The sequence below is a fragment of the Aeromicrobium yanjiei genome, from assembly GCF_009649075.1.
GTDB lineage: Bacteria > Actinomycetota > Actinomycetes > Propionibacteriales > Nocardioidaceae > Aeromicrobium > Aeromicrobium yanjiei.
On record NZ_CP045737.1, the window covers coordinates 1,408,330 to 1,424,429 of the forward strand.

General features: G+C 69.9%; 12 protein-coding genes and 1 tRNA gene. 12 read left to right on the forward strand and 1 reads right to left on the reverse strand.

The genetic code is table 11. The features are described 5' to 3' along the window. The first annotated feature begins 8 nt into the window (after positions 1 to 8). The 9 genes from trpB (at position 9) to pyk (ending at position 12,634) form a co-directional block, all read left to right on the forward strand. A complete protein-coding gene (gene trpB / locus GEV26_RS07085) occupies positions 9 to 1,235 on the forward strand; it encodes a tryptophan synthase subunit beta (protein ID WP_153652417.1) in 1,227 nt (408 codons plus the stop codon). Further along, entirely contained in the window at positions 1,232 to 2,029 is a 798-nt protein-coding gene (gene trpA, locus GEV26_RS07090) for a tryptophan synthase subunit alpha (RefSeq protein ID WP_153652418.1), read from the forward strand. The genes trpB and trpA overlap by 4 nt, the downstream gene beginning before the upstream one ends. A 2-nt stretch (positions 2,030 to 2,031) precedes the next feature. Next, positions 2,032 to 2,886, forward strand: a complete 855-nt coding sequence (gene lgt / locus GEV26_RS07095; RefSeq protein ID WP_194839989.1) for a prolipoprotein diacylglyceryl transferase — start codon at positions 2,032 to 2,034, stop codon at positions 2,884 to 2,886. Then, on the forward strand, positions 2,886 to 3,683 hold the full coding sequence (locus tag GEV26_RS07100; RefSeq protein WP_153652419.1) for a UbiA family prenyltransferase: 798 nt from the start codon (positions 2,886 to 2,888) through the stop codon (positions 3,681 to 3,683). Before lgt ends, GEV26_RS07100 begins: the two co-directional genes overlap by 1 nt. A gap of 18 nt (positions 3,684 to 3,701) precedes the next feature. Beyond that, positions 3,702 to 4,433, forward strand: a complete 732-nt coding sequence (locus tag GEV26_RS07105) for a VIT1/CCC1 transporter family protein (protein ID WP_153652420.1) — start codon at positions 3,702 to 3,704, stop codon at positions 4,431 to 4,433. 43 nt (positions 4,434 to 4,476) lie between these two features. Next, positions 4,477 to 4,902, forward strand: coding sequence for a universal stress protein (locus tag GEV26_RS07110; RefSeq protein WP_153652421.1), 426 nt, complete (start codon positions 4,477 to 4,479; stop codon positions 4,900 to 4,902). A gap of 139 nt (positions 4,903 to 5,041) precedes the next feature. Continuing rightward, a complete protein-coding gene (gltB, locus tag GEV26_RS07115; protein WP_194839990.1) occupies positions 5,042 to 9,631 on the forward strand; it encodes a glutamate synthase large subunit in 4,590 nt (1,529 codons plus the stop codon). Then, positions 9,624 to 11,090, forward strand: a complete 1,467-nt coding sequence (locus GEV26_RS07120) for a glutamate synthase subunit beta (protein WP_153652422.1) — start codon at positions 9,624 to 9,626, stop codon at positions 11,088 to 11,090. The genes gltB and GEV26_RS07120 overlap by 8 nt, the downstream gene beginning before the upstream one ends. A gap of 89 nt (positions 11,091 to 11,179) precedes the next feature. Then, positions 11,180 to 12,634 (forward strand): pyruvate kinase, encoded by a 1,455-nt coding sequence (pyk, locus tag GEV26_RS07125; protein WP_153652423.1) that lies wholly within the window; start codon positions 11,180 to 11,182, stop codon positions 12,632 to 12,634. 13 nt (positions 12,635 to 12,647) lie between these two features. Here the strand turns inward: pyk and GEV26_RS07130 are convergent. After that, positions 12,648 to 12,730, reverse strand: a tRNA-Leu gene (locus GEV26_RS07130). Between the two features lie 41 nt (positions 12,731 to 12,771). Here GEV26_RS07130 and GEV26_RS07135 point away from each other — a divergent pair. From GEV26_RS07135 to GEV26_RS07145, 3 genes are all read left to right on the forward strand, one after another. Further along, positions 12,772 to 13,386: an ANTAR domain-containing response regulator gene (locus tag GEV26_RS07135; RefSeq protein ID WP_153655001.1), complete on the forward strand. Its 615-nt coding sequence runs from the start codon at positions 12,772 to 12,774 to the stop codon at positions 13,384 to 13,386. A gap of 159 nt (positions 13,387 to 13,545) precedes the next feature. Next, on the forward strand, positions 13,546 to 14,835 hold the full coding sequence (locus GEV26_RS07140; RefSeq protein ID WP_153652424.1) for an ABC transporter substrate-binding protein: 1,290 nt from the start codon (positions 13,546 to 13,548) through the stop codon (positions 14,833 to 14,835). Positions 14,836 to 15,101: 266 nt separating this feature from the next. Then, positions 15,102 to 16,019: a hypothetical protein gene (locus GEV26_RS07145; RefSeq protein WP_153652425.1), complete on the forward strand. Its 918-nt coding sequence runs from the start codon at positions 15,102 to 15,104 to the stop codon at positions 16,017 to 16,019. Positions 16,020 to 16,100 lie beyond the last annotated feature (81 nt).

Below are 16,100 nucleotides of genomic sequence, written 5' to 3' on the forward strand. Positions count from 1 at the left end.
GAGGACACATGACCTACGCACAGCCCGACACCACCGGCCACTTCGGACGCTTCGGCGGCCGCTTCATGCCCGAGGCGCTCATCGCCCCGCTCGACGAGCTCGACCGGGCCTGGACCGAGGCGAAGGCGGATCCGGCCTTCATGACCGAGCTCGACCGGATGCTCCGCGAGTACGCCAACGTGCCGAGCCCGCTGTACGAGGCGCACCGCTTCTCCGAGGCCGCGGGCGCGCGCATCCTGCTCAAGCGCGAGGACCTCAACCACACCGGCGCCCACAAGATCCGCAACGTGATCGGGCAGGCGCTGCTCGCCAAGCGCATCGGCAAGCCGCGCGCGATCGCCGAGACCGGGGCCGGTCAGCACGGGGTTGCCTCCGCGACGGCCTGCGCGTACCTCGACCTGGAGTGCACGGTCTACATGGGCGAGGTCGACACCGGGCGACAGGCCCTGAACGTCGCGCGCATGCGGATGCTGGGCGCCGAGGTCATCCCCGTCACGAGCGGCAGCCGCACGCTCAAGGACGCGATCAACGAGGCCCTGCGCGACTGGGTCGCGAGTGTGGACACCACGTCGTACCTGTTCGGCACGGCCGCGGGACCGCACCCGTTCCCCAGCATGGTGCGTGACCTGACCCGCGGCATCGGCGACGAGGCCCGGCGGCAGGTGCTGGCCCTCGACGGCAAGCTGCCCGACGCGGCCGTCGCGTGCGTCGGCGGCGGCTCCAACGCGATCGGCCTGTTCACTGCCTTCATCGACGACGCGGACGTCCGTCTGGTCGGCATCGAGGCCGGCGGCGACGGCGTCGAGTCCGGTCGTCACGCCGCGACGATCACGGGCGGCGACGTCGGCGTGCTGCACGGCGCGCGGTCGTTCCTGCTGCAGGACGAGGACGGCCAGACCGTCGAGTCGCACTCGATCTCCGCAGGCCTGGACTATCCCGGTGTCGGCCCCGAGCACTCGTTCCTGGCCGACACGGGCCGCGCGTCGTACGTGCCGGCGACCGACGCGGCCGCGATGTCGGCGTTCGACCTGCTGTGCAAGACCGAGGGCATCATCCCCGCGATCGAGTCGGCGCACGCACTGGCCGGCGCGCTCGACCTGGCCAAGGAGCTCGGTCCGGACGCGACGATCCTGGTCAACCTCTCGGGCCGCGGCGACAAGGACGTGCACACCGCCGCGGAGTACTTCGGGCTGATCGATGAGCCGGTCGTCCTGGAGCAGGGGGTCGAGGAATGAGCGCGATCGACGAGCTCTTCGCACGCACGCGCAGCGAGGACCGCGCCGCACTGGTCGGCTACCTCCCGGCCGGGTTCCCTTCCAAGGAGCTGTCCGTCCGCGCGATCGAGGCCATGGTCGAGGGGGGAGTGGACCTCGTCGAGGTGGGCCTTCCCTACAGCGACCCCGTGATGGACGGCCCCGTCATCCAGGCCGCCGCCGACCAGGCGCTGCTCGGTGGCACCCGGCCCGCCGACGTCCTGGACGTCGTGCGCGCCAGCGCCGCGACCGGCGCACCGACCGTCGTCATGACCTACTGGAACCCCGTCGAGCGCTACGGGGTCGACCGCTTCGCCGCCGACCTCGCCGCCGCGGGAGGGTCGGGGCTCATCACGCCCGACCTGATCCCGGACGAGGGCGCCGAGTGGGTCGCGGCGTCGCACGCCCACGGCCTCGACCGGATCTTCCTGGTCGCGCCGTCGTCGACCGACGAGCGGCTGCAGATGACCGTCGAGGCCGCCAGTGGATTCGTCTACGCGACGGCCGTCATGGGCGTCACGGGCGCCCGCGACCAGACCAGCTCGCTGGGCGAGGAGCTCGTCGGCCGGGTCAAGAAGGTCACCGACAAGCCGGTCGGCGTGGGGCTGGGCGTCTCCAACGGGGCCCAGGCGCACGAGATCGCGGCCTACGCAGATGCTGTCATCGTCGGGTCCGCCCTCGTACGCTGTCTGCTGGACGCCGAGACCGAGTCCGCCGGGCTCGAGGCGATCCGCGCCCTGGCGCAGGACCTGCGCGCCGGCGTCGAGAGGAGCTGACGATGCTCGCGTACATCCCGAGCCCCTCCGAGGGCGTGTGGCACCTCGGACCGCTGCCGCTCCGGGCGTACGCGCTGGGCATCATCATCGGCGCCCTCGTGGCGATCTGGATCGGCGAGCGCCGGTACCAGGCGCGCGGGGGACGTGCGGGCATCATCGGCGACGTCGCGATCTGGGCGATCCCGTTCGGCATCGTCGGAGCGCGGATCTATCACGTCGCGACCGATCCCGAGCTCTACTTCGGCGAGGGCCGCAACGCCCTCGACGTCTTCCTCATCTGGAAGGGTGGCCTGGGCATCTGGGGCGCGGTCGCGGGAGGCGCGCTCGGGGCGTACATCGCGTGCCGCAGGTACGGCGTCTCGTTCTCGGCCGTGGCCGACGCGCTCGCGCCTGCGCTGCTCGTCGCCCAGGCGATCGGCCGGATCGGCAACTACTTCAACCAGGAGCTGTTCGGCAAGCCGACGGACCTGCCGTGGGCGCTGGAGATCTCCCCGGAGCACCGCCCGTCGGGCTACCTCGACCAGGCGACGTTCCACCCCACGTTCCTTTACGAGCTGTTGTGGAACCTTGCCGCGGCGGCGCTGATCATCGCGATCGACCGCAAGTTCAGGCTGACCAACGGTCGCGCGTTCGCGCTCTACGCGATGCTCTACACCGCAGGTCGGTTCTGGATCGAGCAGCTGCGCATCGACGAGGCCAACCACGTCGCACTGTTCGGTGCGGACGTGCGGTTCAACGTCCTCACGTCGGTGGTCGTGTTCCTCCTCGCCCTCACGTGGTTCGTCGTGGCGCGCAAGCGGCCCGCCGCGCCCGCGGACGAGGGAGCCGTGCAGGACGTGCGTTCCGACCGGGACTGATGTCCGTCCCGGGGGCGCTGGTCCGCTCCAGCCACCCCGAGCCCGCGTTCGCCGTGACCCTCGTGGCGATGCTGCTCGCGACGACGTGGGACGCCTCGTCGGGCACGGCGCTGCTGATCGGCGTCGCAGCGCTCACGGGCCAGCTGACCGTGGGCTGGACCAACGACCTGGTGGACCTGGACCGCGACCGACGAGCGGGCCGACAGGACAAGCCGATCGCGACCGGCGAGCTGCGACCCGGGGTCGTGCGCGCCGCCGTGACGGTCGCGGTGGTCGCCACGGTCGTGGCCTCGCTGGCCCTCGGCGTCCTCCCCGGCACGCTGCACCTCGCTCTGGTGGCGGGGGGCTGGGCGTACAACCTCGGGCTCAAACGCACGGTGCTGTCGTGGCTGCCGTACGCGGCGTGCTTCGGGGGCCTGCCCGTCGTGGTGTCGCTCGCATCGCGGGACGAGCCCGGCCCGTGGTGGACGGTCGCCGCCGGCGCGCTGCTGGGCACCGGGGCGCACCTCGTCAACGCGGTGCCGGACCTCGAGGACGACCGGCTCACCGGCGTCCGGGGGCTGCCCCACCGGCTCGGAGCCCGTCGCTCGATCGATGTCGCGACCGCCCTGCTCCTGATCGGCACGGTCGTGACGGTCGTGGTGCCGGTCCGCGGGCTCGATCCTGTGGCGGTCGTCGCGCTCGTCGCGGCCGGTGCCCTGGCGCTGGCGGGGCGGACGTCGTCCGGCCGCGGCCCCTTCCGGGCGGCCATCGGCATCGCGCTCGTGGACGTCGTGGCGCTCCTGCTCCGCACCTGAGGCGAGTAGCGTCGGACCATGACCGATGACCCAGCACCGCTGCCGGATCCCGGGCAGGTCGGGCACGAGCACCCCGACGTCAACGGCGGATGGCTGCGACCGGCGGTGTTCGGTGCGATGGACGGGCTGGTCTCCAACTTCGCCCTGATGATGGGCGTGGTGGGCGGCACCGCCGAGTCCGGCACCCAGCCCGTGGTCCTGGCCGGGCTCGCGGGACTGGCCGCCGGAGCGTTCTCGATGGCGGCGGGGGAGTACACCTCGGTCGCGAGCCAGCGTGAGCTCGCCCTCGCCCAGGTCGAGATCGAGCGCGACGAGATCCGGCTCAACCGAGCGGCGGAGGAGGCCGAGCTCGCGGCGGTGTTCGTCGACAACGGGGTCGACGAGGAGCTCGCCCGCGCGATCGCCAAGGAGATCCACGACGATCCCGAACGGGCCCTCAAGGTCCACGCACGGGAGGAGCTCGGGGTCGACACCGACGAGCTGGCCTCGCCGAGGCTCGCAGCCGTCTCGTCCTTCTTCGCCTTCGCGGTGGGCGCGCTCATCCCGCTGCTGTCCTATCTCGTCGGTATCGAGAGCGCCTGGCCCGCGATCGTGCTGTCGCTGCTCGGCCTGTTCGGGTGCGGCGCCCTCGTGACCCGGGTGACCTCGCGGACGTGGTGGTACGGCGGGCTCCGACAGCTCGTGCTCGGCGGCGCTGCTGCCGGACTGACGTACCTCATCGGCCAGGGGGTCGGTGCGTCGCTCGGCTGACCGATTGTCTCGATAGGGTGGGGTCCCACCCTGAGGAGGACCCATGCCGAAGACCATTCTGGTCGGAGTCGACGGAAGCGACAGCGCACGTCAGGCCGCACAGACCGCCGCCGAGCTCGCTGCCGCCACCGGCGCCCGTCTCCACGTCGTGACCGCAGTCGACGAGAGGACGCGGACGGAGGACGAGGTCGTCATGGGCGACGTCCGTCTGCTGACGCCGGGCGAGCGTGCGGAGGCCATCGCGGCCGAGGTCGCGAGCTCGTTGTCGGGCATCACCGCCGAGGTCCACGTGGGACTCGCGCACGGCAAGCCCGGCGACGCCCTGGTGCAGGTCGCCAAGGACATCGGCGCCGATCTCATCGTGGTCGGCAACCGGCGCGTGCAGGGGATCGGTCGCATCCTGGGAAGCGTCGCCACCGACGTGGCCCACCACGCGCCCTGCGACGTCTACATCGTCAAGACCGTCTGAGCCGGCGGCTGCCCCCGCCGGGGGCAGCCGCTTCGCGCGCACCCGGGCGGGTGTGTAATCTTGTGATGCTGTCCGAGGCCAACGTCGTCCCCGGTACGAACTTTTCGTGACCATTGATGACGTGAGAAAGGGCCCCAGCATGCGTGCCCAGCCCCAGTCCGTGCAGAAGCTGCCGTTCGCGCCGCTGTCGACGCTCCCCGCCGCGCAGGGTCTGTACGACCCCGCCAACGAGCACGACGCCTGCGGAGTCGCCTTCGTCGCGACGCTGACCGGCGTCCCGAGCAACGACATCGTCGCCAAGGGACTGACCGCCCTGCGCAACCTCGACCACCGAGGTGCGGTCGGCGGTGAGCCCGACACCGGTGACGGCGCGGGCATCCTGATCCAGGTGCCGGACCGGTTCCTTCGCGCAGTCGGCGGCGTCGAGCTGCCCGAGCTCGGTTCGTACGCGTGCGGCATGGCGTTCCTGCCCGTCGACCCCGACACCGCCGCCGAGGCGCGCTCCGCGGTCGAGGCGATCGCCGTGGAGGAGAACCTCACGGTGCTCGGCTGGCGCGACGTCCCGGTCAACCCCGAGATCCTCGGCTCGATGTCGCGTGGCGCGATGCCCTCGTTCGCCCTGCTGTTCCTGGAGTCCGCAGGCGAGCCGCTCAGCGGCATCGCCCTCGACCGCGCGGCGTACGGGCTGCGCAAGCGCGTCGAGCACGAGCTGGGCGTCTACTTCCCGTCGCTGTCGAGCCGCACCCTGGTCTACAAGGGCATGCTCACGACCGATCAGCTCGAGGGCTTCTTCCCCGACCTGCTCGACGAGCGCATGGAGTCCGCGCTCGCGATCGTGCACAGCCGGTTCTCGACCAACACCTTCCCCAGCTGGCCGCTCGCGCACCCGTTCCGCTTCGTGGCCCACAACGGTGAGATCAACACCGCGCGCGGCAACCGCAACTGGATGCGCGCCCGTGAGGCGCTGCTGGAGAGCGACCTGATCCCCGGCGACATGCAGCGGTTGTTCCCGATCTGCGATCCCCACGGCAGCGACACCGCCTCGCTCGACGAGGTGCTCGAGCTGCTGCACCTGGGCGGGCGGTCCCTCCCGCACGCGGTCATGATGATGATCCCCGAGGCGTGGGAGAACGACACCGACATGGACCCGGCCCGCCGGGCGTTCTACGAGTTCCACTCCTCGGTCATGGAGGCCTGGGACGGCCCCGCCGCGGTGTGCTTCACGGACGGCACCCAGATCGGTGCGGTCCTCGACCGCAACGGCCTGCGCCCGGGCCGCTACTGGGTCACCGACGACGGGCTGGTCGTGCTCGCGTCCGAGGCTGGCGTCCTCGACATCGACCAGAAGACGATCGTCCGCAAGGGTCGCCTCGAGCCGGGCAAGATGTTCCTGCTCGACCTCGACGAGCACCGCATCATCGAGGACGAGGAGATCAAGGGCGCGCTCGCGTCCGAGCACCCGTACGACGAGTGGCTCTACTCCGGACTGGTCCGCTTCGAGGACCTGCCCGATCTCGAGCACATCGTCCACACGCACGCCTCGGTCACCCGCCGTCAGCAGGTCTTCGGCTACACCGAGGAGGAGCTGCGCATCCTCATCGCGCCGATGGCCCGCACCGGCGCCGAGGCGATCGGCTCGATGGGCACCGACACGCCCATCGCGGCGATCTCGGACCGCCCCCGCCAGCTGTTCGACTACTTCTCGCAGCTCTTCGCGCAGGTGACGAACCCGCCGCTGGACGCGATCCGCGAGGAGGTCGTGACGTCGCTCGCCGGCACGATCGGCCCCGAGCGCAACCTGCTCGCGCCGAGCCCCGCGTCGTGCCGCATGCTGCAGCTGCCGTTCCCGGTGCTCGACAACGACGAGCTGGCCAAGATCCGGCACATGAACAAGGACGGCGACATGCCGGGCTTCTCGGTCCACGTCGTCCGCGGCCTGTACGACGTGCACGGTGGGGGAGAGGCGCTGCGCGCCAAGCTCGCCGAGATCTGCGACGAGGTCTCCCGCGCGATCGCCGACGGTGCCCGCATCATCGTGCTGTCCGACCGGCACTCCAACGCCGATCTCGCCCCGATCCCGTCGCTGCTGCTGACCGGCGCGGTGCACCACCACATGGTGCGCGAGAAGCTCCGCACCCAGGCCGGCCTGATCATCGAGGCCGGTGACGTCCGCGAGGTGCACCACGTCGCGCTGCTCATCGGCTACGGCGCGACCGCGGTGAACCCGTACCTCGTGCTCGAGACCGCCGAGGACCTCGCCCGCGAAAAGGTCTTCGTCGAGGGCGTCGCCCCGGGCCAGGCCCTGCGCAACGTCGTCTACGGCCTGGGCAAGGGCGTCCTGAAGGTCATGAGCAAGATCGGCGTCTCGACGGTCGCGTCCTACACCGGCGCGCAGATCTTCGAGGCCGTCGGCCTGTCGCACGACGTCATCGAGGCGTACTTCACCGGCACGTCCTCCAAGCTCGGCGGTGTCGGCCTGGACGTCCTCGCGCAGGAGGTCCGTGCACGCCACCTCACGGCGTACCCGGTCAGCGGCATCTCCGGCACGCGTCGCCACCTCGAGGTGGGCGGCGAGTACCAGTGGCGCCGGCAGGGTCCTGAGCACCTGTTCGACCCCGAGACGGTCTTCCGCCTGCAGCACTCGACACGCACGGGCTCGTACGAGATCTTCAAGCAGTACACCTCGCGCGTCGACGACCAGTCCGAGCGGCTCATGACGCTGCGCGGTCTGTTCGCCCTGCCGCACGAGCAGGGCCGGGCGGGGCTGCGTCCGCCGATCCCGATCGACGAGGTCGAGCCGGTCTCGGAGATCGTCAAGCGCTTCTCCACCGGTGCGATGTCCTACGGGTCGATCAGCCAGGAGGCGCACGAGACCCTCGCGATCGCGATGAACCGCCTCGGCGCCAAGTCCAACACGGGCGAGGGCGGCGAGGACCCCGAGCGCCTGTACGACCCCGAGCGTCGCTCGGCGATCAAGCAGGTCGCGTCGGGACGGTTCGGCGTGACGTCGGAGTACCTGACGAACGCCGACGACATCCAGATCAAGATGGCGCAGGGTGCCAAGCCCGGCGAGGGCGGCCAGCTGCCCGGACCCAAGGTCTACCCGTGGGTCGCCCGGACCCGTCACTCGACGCCCGGCGTCGGCCTCATCTCGCCGCCGCCGCACCACGACATCTACTCGATCGAGGACCTCAAGCAGCTCATCCACGACCTCAAGAACGCCAACCCGTCGGCACGCGTGCACGTCAAGCTCGTGTCCGAGGTCGGCGTCGGCACGGTCGCGGCCGGCGTCTCGAAGGCCAAGGCGGACGTCGTGCTGGTCTCGGGACACGACGGCGGCACGGGCGCGTCCCCGCTGACGTCGCTCAAGCACGCGGGCGGACCGTGGGAGCTCGGCCTCGCCGAGACGCAGCAGACGCTGCTGCTCAACGGACTGCGTGACCGTATCGTCGTGCAGGCCGACGGCCAGCTCAAGACCGGTCGGGACGTCGTCATCGCGGCGCTGCTCGGTGCCGAGGAGTTCGGCTTCGCGACCGCCCCGCTGGTCGTCAGCGGCTGCATCATGATGCGGGTCTGCCACCTCGACACCTGCCCCGTGGGCGTCGCGACGCAGAACAAGGCGCTGCGCGAGAAGTACTCCGGCAAGGCCGAGTACCTCGTCAACTTCTTCACGTACATCGCGCAGGAGGTGCGCGAGCACCTCGCCGCACTGGGCTTCCGCTCGATCGAGGAGGCCGTCGGTCACGCCGAGGTCATCGACACCAACCGCGCGGTGCACCACTGGAAGGCCGAGGGCCTGGACCTGACGCCGATCTTCCACGTGCCGGAGCTGCCCGAGGGTGCGTCGCGGCACTGCACGACGAGCCAGGACCACGCCCTTGACCGTGCGCTCGACAACGAGCTCATCGCGCTCAGCGCCGATGCGCTCGAGCGGGGCGAGCCGGTCCGCGCGCAGGTCGAGATCCGCAACGTCAACCGCACGGTCGGCACGATGCTGGGCCACGAGGTGACCAAGCGCTACCGCGGCGAGGGCCTGCCCGAGAACACGATCGACCTCACGTTCCTCGGCTCGGCGGGCCAGTCCTTCGGTGCGTTCGTGCCCAAGGGCATCACGCTGCGCCTCGAGGGCGACGGCAACGACTACGTCGGCAAGGGCCTGTCGGGCGGACGCATCGTGGTGCGGCCCCCGCGCGACGTCCAGTTCACCGCGGAGGCGCAGATCGTGGCCGGCAACGTCATCGGCTTCGGCGCGACGGCGGGCGAGATCTTCCTGCGCGGACGGGTCGGCGAGCGCTTCTGCGTCCGCAACTCCGGCGCCAGCGCGGTCGTGGAGGGCGTGGGCGACCACGCGCTCGAGTACATGACGGGTGGCCGGGTCGTCATCCTCGGCCCGACCGGACGCAACGTCGCGGCCGGCATGAGCGGCGGATCGGCGTACGTGCTCGATCTCGACGAGGACCTGGTCAATCGCGACATGGTCGAGACCCGGCCCGTGCCCGAGGCCACGGCTGTCGAGCTCGAACGCTTGGTGCGCAAGCATCAGGAGGAGACCGGCTCGGTCGTGGCCGAGCAGCTGCTCGCCCACTGGGAGCAGTCATTGACGAGATTCACCGAGATCATGCCGGTCAACTACCGGCTGGTCCTGGAGGCGCGCGCCGCCGCAGAGGCCGAGGGCCTGTCCGAGGAAGACACCACAGCACGCATGATGGAGGTGGCCGCACGTGGCTGATCCCAGAGGTTTCATCACGACTCCGCGCCAGGTCGCGCAGCGCCGTCCCGTCGAGGAGCGGGTCAAGGACTGGAACGAGGTCTACCCGGGCGGTCCGGGCCGGGCACTGCTCCCGATCATCACCGAGCAGGCCGGGCGCTGCATGGACTGCGGCATCCCGTTCTGTCACTCCGGCTGCCCCTTGGGCAACCTGATCCCGGAGTGGAACGACCTGGTGTGGCGCGACGACTGGGACGAGGCGCTGGATCGTCTGCACGCGACCAACAACTTCCCGGAGTTCACCGGACGGCTGTGCCCCGCACCGTGCGAGACCGCGTGCGTCGTGGGCATCAACCGCGACGCCGTGACGATCAAGAACGTCGAGGTCTCGATCATCGACAAGGCCTGGGACGACCGTCGGGTCCGCCCCGAGGCTCCTGAGTGGCTGACCGGCAAGACCGTGGCCGTCGTGGGCTCCGGCCCCGCGGGTCTCGCGGCCGCCCAGCAGCTGACCCGGGCCGGGCACACCGTCGCGGTCTACGAGCGTGACGACAAGCCCGGCGGGCTGCTGCGCTACGGCATCCCCGAGTTCAAGATGGAGAAGGTCCACGTCGACCGTCGCATCAACCAGATGGAGCGCGAGGGAACGGTCTTCCGCACGGGCGTGCAGGTCGGCGACACGCTGACCGGCTCGCAGCTGCGCGATCGCTACGACGCGGTCGTGCTGGCGATCGGCTCGACCGTGCGCCGCGACCTCCCGGCCCCGGGCCGCGAGCTGGCCGGCATCCACCAGGCCATGGAGTTCCTGCCCCAGGCCAACCGGGTCGCGCTCGGCGAGGAGGTCGAGGACCAGATCGTCGCGACCGGCAAGGACGTCGTCATCATCGGTGGCGGCGACACCGGCGCCGACTGCCTCGGCACGTCGGTGCGCCAGGGCGCCCGGTCGATCACGCAGCTCGAGATCATGCCCAACCCGGGCACCGAGCGTCCCGGCCACCAGCCGTGGCCGACGTACCCGATGACGTACCGGGTGTCCTCCGCGCACGAGGAGGCGGGCGACCGCGTCTACTCGGTGTCGACCAAGGAGTTCGTCGGCGACGAGAACGGCCACGTGAGCGCCCTGCGTCTGGTCGAGGTCGAGTTCGTCGACGGCAAGCTCACCGAGATCGAGGGCACCGAGCGTGACCTGCCCGCGCAGCTCGTGCTGTTCGCGATGGGCTTCACCGGCCCGCAGACCGAGGGTCTGGTCGACCAGCTCGGCTGCGAGCTCGACGAGCGGGGCAACGTCAAGCGCGACAAGCGCTACATGTCCAGCGTGGACGGCGTGTTCGTCGCAGGAGACGCGGGACGCGGCCAGTCGCTCATCGTGTGGGCCATCGCGGAGGGACGTTCGGCCGCCTCGGGCGTCGATGCGTACCTGTCGGGGTCGACCAACCTGCCCGCGCCGATCCCGCCGAACGCACGTCCCCTGGCGGTCTGAGACGAGCGGTTGCCGGCTTTTCTGATTTTGTTGTGTGAAACGACAAAATTGACTCGCCGGTAACCGCTCGGCATGTCTACTGTGGAGATGTGAGAAGAGCAAAGATCGTCTGCACCCTTGGTCCTGCTGTCGGCAACGCCTTCAAGATCCTCAAGCTGGCCGAGGCCGGGATGGACGTCGCACGGCTCAACATGAGCCACGGCGACCAGTCCGACCACGAGCAGAACTTCGGCTGGGTCCGTGAGGCCGCCGAGACCACGGGCAAGGCGATCGCGATCCTCGCGGACCTGCAGGGTCCCAAGATCCGTCTGGGCCGGTTCGCCGACGGTCCGGTCCACCTCGAGGTCGGCTCGACGTTCACGATCACGACCGACGACATCCTGGGCGACCACTCGCGGTGCTCCACGACGTACAAGGGCCTGCCGGGCGACGTGAAGGCCGGCGACGAGATCCTCATCGACGACGGGCGCATGCGCCTGCGTGCCACGGAGGTCACCGCGACCGACGTGACCTGCGAGGTCGAGACCGCCGGGCCGGTCAGCAACAACAAGGGCATCAACCTGCCCGGCGTCATGGTCAGCGTCCCGGCGATGAGCGAGAAGGACGTCGACGACCTGCGGTTCGCGCTGCGACTCGGTGTCGACTTCATCGCGCTGTCGTTCGTGCGCTCGGCGGACGACTACGAGGACGTCCGCAAGATCATGGTCGAGGAGGGCATCCACCGCCCCGTCATCGCCAAGATCGAGAAGCCCCAGGCGGTCGACAACCTCGACGGCATCATGGACGCCTTCGACGGCGTGATGGTCGCGCGCGGTGACCTCGGCGTCGAGCTGCCGCTCGAGGACGTCCCGATCGTGCAGAAGCTCATCGTGGAGAAGGCCCGCCGCAACGCCAAGCCGGTCATCGTGGCGACCCAGATGCTCGAGTCGATGATCTCCGCGCCCCGCCCGACCCGCGCCGAGGCGTCCGACGTCGCCAACGCGGTGCTCGACGGCGCCGACGCGGTGATGCTGTCCGGTGAGACCAGCGTGGGGGAGTACCCCATCCACACGGTGCACACGATGGCCCGCATCATCGAGTCGACCGAGGACCACGGGCTGCCGCGCATGGCGGCGTTCACGTGGCGTCCCCGCACCAAGAGCGGGATCATCTGCCGGGCCGCGTCCGACGTCGCCGAGGCCGTGGACGCCCGGTTCGTGGTCGCGTTCACGACCACGGGCGACTCCGCCCGGCGCATGACGCGCTACCGCTCGCGGGTGCCGGTGATCGCGTTCACGCCCGATCCGCTCGTGCGCCGCCAGCTCGCGATGAGCTGGGGCATCGAGACGTTCACGGTGCCCGAGGTCAAGCACACCGATGACATGGTCCTGCAGGTCGACAAGGCGCTGCTGGCGATCCAGCGCTGCACCGAGGGACAGCAGGTCGTCATCGTGGCCGGTGCGCCTCCGGGAATCCCCGGCTCGACCAACGCGCTGCGCATCCACAACATGGGCGATGCGATCAACGGGGTCACACCTGCGTACTCCGAGCGCATGACGCAGTAGGTCCGGACAACTGTGCCGAGTGCGGGACTCGAACCCGCACGCCCTTGCGGACAACGGTTTTTGAGACCGTCGCGTCTACCATTCCGCCAACTCGGCTTGCCTCCGACGAGGCCGTATAACCTTCTCATGTGACCGTCATGCCACCCCCATCGGGATCGTCCCCGCAGCCCCGTGTCGTGATCGCCGAGGACGAGGCGCTGATCCGCCTCGATCTTGCCGAGATGCTCGCCGAGGAGGGCTACGAGGTCGTCGGCCAGGCCGGTGACGGTGAGGCCGCGGTCGAGCTCGTCCTGCGGCACCGGCCCGATCTCGTCGTGATGGACGTCAAGATGCCCAAGCTCGACGGGATCGCGGCGGCGGCGCAGATCGCCCAGGAGCGGATCGCGCCGGTCGTCATGCTGACCGCGTTCAGCCAGCGCGAGCTGGTGGAGCGCGCGCGGGAGGCGGGCGCGATGGCGTACCTCGTCAAGCCCTTCACGAAGTCCGACCTGGTCCCCGCGATCGAGATGGCCCGCAGCCGTTTCGCCGAGATCCGCCAGCTCGAGAGCGAGGTCGGCGACCTGACCGATCAGCTGGCCACCCGCAAGGCGGTCGAGCGGGCCAAGGGCCTGCTGCAGGAGGCCCTGGACATCAGCGAGCCCGAGGCGTTCCGCTGGATCCAGCGCACCGCGATGGACCTGCGTCTGACGATGATGCAGGTCGCTCAGGGTGTCATCGACCACGGCCCGGCACTCGGGAAGACGGCCGACTGAGCGGTCCTCGGACGGATTGGCCCGCGTGGGTTACAAAACGGTGACTTAACCAACCGGCTACAGAACCTTGACCCAAAGAGGCGTCAACAAGACTAGGTTCTGTCGTACGAGTACGCACCCTGGCGCGGGCCACGGGCTTTCTACACATCCGGAGGATTGATGAAACGCAGTACCACAACGATTCGCCTGGCTGCAGTTGCAGTCACGAGCGCTCTCGTTCTCGCTGCCTGTGGCGGTAGCGACAGCGACGGTGGCGGCGACAAGAAGACCGAGTCCGCTCCTGCCAACAAGGGTGACGGCACACTGACCATCGGTCAGCTGCTCCCGCAGACCGGCAGCCTCGCGTACCTCGGCCCGCCGGAGTTCGCGGGTGTCGACCTGGCCATCAAGGACATCAACGCCGCCGGTGGCGTCAACGGCAAGGACGTCGTCGGCGTCAAGGCCGACTCCGGTGACACCGACTCGGGCATCGCCCCGGCCGAGACCGACAAGCTGCTCAAGGCCAAGTCCGACGTCGTCGTCGGTGCTGCCTCCTCGGGTGTCTCGCTGACCGTCATCGACAAGATCATGTCGGCCGGCGTCGTGCAGTTCTCGCCCGCCAACACGTCGACCGACTTCGACGAGGGTGACTACTCCAAGCCCGACCTGTACTTCCGCACCGCACCGTCCGACATCCTGCAGGGTGCGGTTCTGGCCAACCTCCTCATCGAGGACGGAAAGCAGAACGTCGCGATCCTGGCCCGCCAGGACGCGTACGGCGAGACCCTCGCCAAGGAGGTCACCAAGAACCTCAAGGACGCCGGTTCGACCGTCGCCGCCAGCGTTCTCTACAGCGAGAAGACCGGTCCCGGCGACAGCCAGATCACCGAGATCGCCAACGCCAAGGCTGATGCCGTGCTCCTCATCGCGTTCGAGGAGACCACGACGATCATCCCGAAGCTCATCCAGGCCGGCGCCGGCCCGCAGGACGTCTCGACGTACTTCGTCGACGGCAACACGGCCAACTACGGCAAGGGTGACGCGGCTTCGCTGCCTGACGGCACGCTCAAGGGCACCAAGGGCACCATCCCGGGCGCCGAGGCCAAGACGGAGTTCCGTGACCGTCTCGCCACGGTCAACTCCAAGCTGAAGGATTACGCCTACTCGGCCGAGTCCTACGACGCGACCGTCGTGTCGGCTCTCGCGGCCATCGTCGCGGGCGACGACTCCGGCGAGGCGATCGCCAAGGAGATCCCGAACGTCACCAAGGGCGGCGAGAAGTGCGACTCGTTCGAGTCGTGCGCCGCGCTGCTGAAGGATGACCCGAAGACCGACATCGACTACGACGGTGTCTCCGGTCCGATCGAGCTCGGCGAGACGGGCAGCCCCACGGCCGCCTCGATCGGCATCTACGAGTACGACGGCAAGAACAAGATCGAGCCCATCAAGTACATCGCGGGCAACATCTGATCGACCGAGGTCGCTGACTCCTCAGCCACTTCAAGAGGGCCCCGGTGCTTCGGCACCGGGGCCCTCTGCCGTCCCCACCCGCCGACCCGCCCACGAGTCGCGTACGGACGCCGACGAGTCGCGTACGGGCGCCGGCGAGTCACGTACGGACGCCGACGAGTCACGTACGGACGCTGGCGAGTCACGTACGGGCGCCCGCGAGTCACGTAGCGGTGACCTGTGGACAGCCGGGGGACAACCGGGCGCAACAGGCGTTCGATGACCCCATGGAGACCACGACCCTCATCAACGCCGGTCAGCCCTTCCTCTATCGCGACCACGGCGCGGTTGGATTGTCCGACACCGCCTTCCGTGCAGCGTTCGCCGACGGCCACATCGTCCGGCTCATCGATCGGGTCTACGTTGATGCGCGCGCCGAGGACTCGCGCGAGCTACGCGTCGAGGCGGCCCGGCTGGTCGTCCCGGCACACGCAGTCGTGTCCGACGAGACGGCGGCGTGGATCTGGGGCGTCGACGCGTACAAACCGTCGGACCGGCACCGGTTCGAGCCGCAGTGGGTCGTCCCGCACGGGCGAGGCCGCACGCGCGTCGAAGGTCTCGCCTGCCGGCAAGCGCTGATCGACGACGAGGACGTGCTCGAGGTCGGCGGCCTCGCGGTGACCCACCCGCTGCGGACGACGTCCGATCTCCTGCGCAAGCAGTGGCGCCCGTACGCGATGGCCTCGGCCGACGCCATGGCGCACGCCGGACTGGTCCGTCCGATGGACGTCCGGGCGTACGTGGCGCGGCTCAAGGGATATCGCGGCATTCGCCAGGCACGTGTGCTGGCTCAGCTGATCGAGCCCAAGTCGGCCAGTCCGGGGGAGTCCTGGACCCGGCTCCGGCTGACCGATGCGGGTTTCCCGCGGCCGCAGGCACAGGTCGAGGTGGCGGACGCAGCGGGGCTGCAGCGCTTCCTCGACCTGGCCTATGTCCGTCGCCGCATCGCCGTCGAGTACGACGGGCGCGAGTTCCACACCGCGGACCCCGACGACGTGCACGACGAGGAACGTCGCCGTCTGCTCATCGCCATGGGCTATCGGTTCGTGATCGCGCGGTACGAGCAGGTCTTCGGGGCCGACCCCGCGTTCGAGCGCGGGGTCGGCGAGCTGCTCGGCATGACGCCGATCGCCCGCTGGTGGTGACTCCTCGGCGTCCGTGCGTGACTCCTCGGCGTCCGTGCGTGACTCCTCGGCGTCCGTGCGTGACTCGTCGGCGCCCGTGCG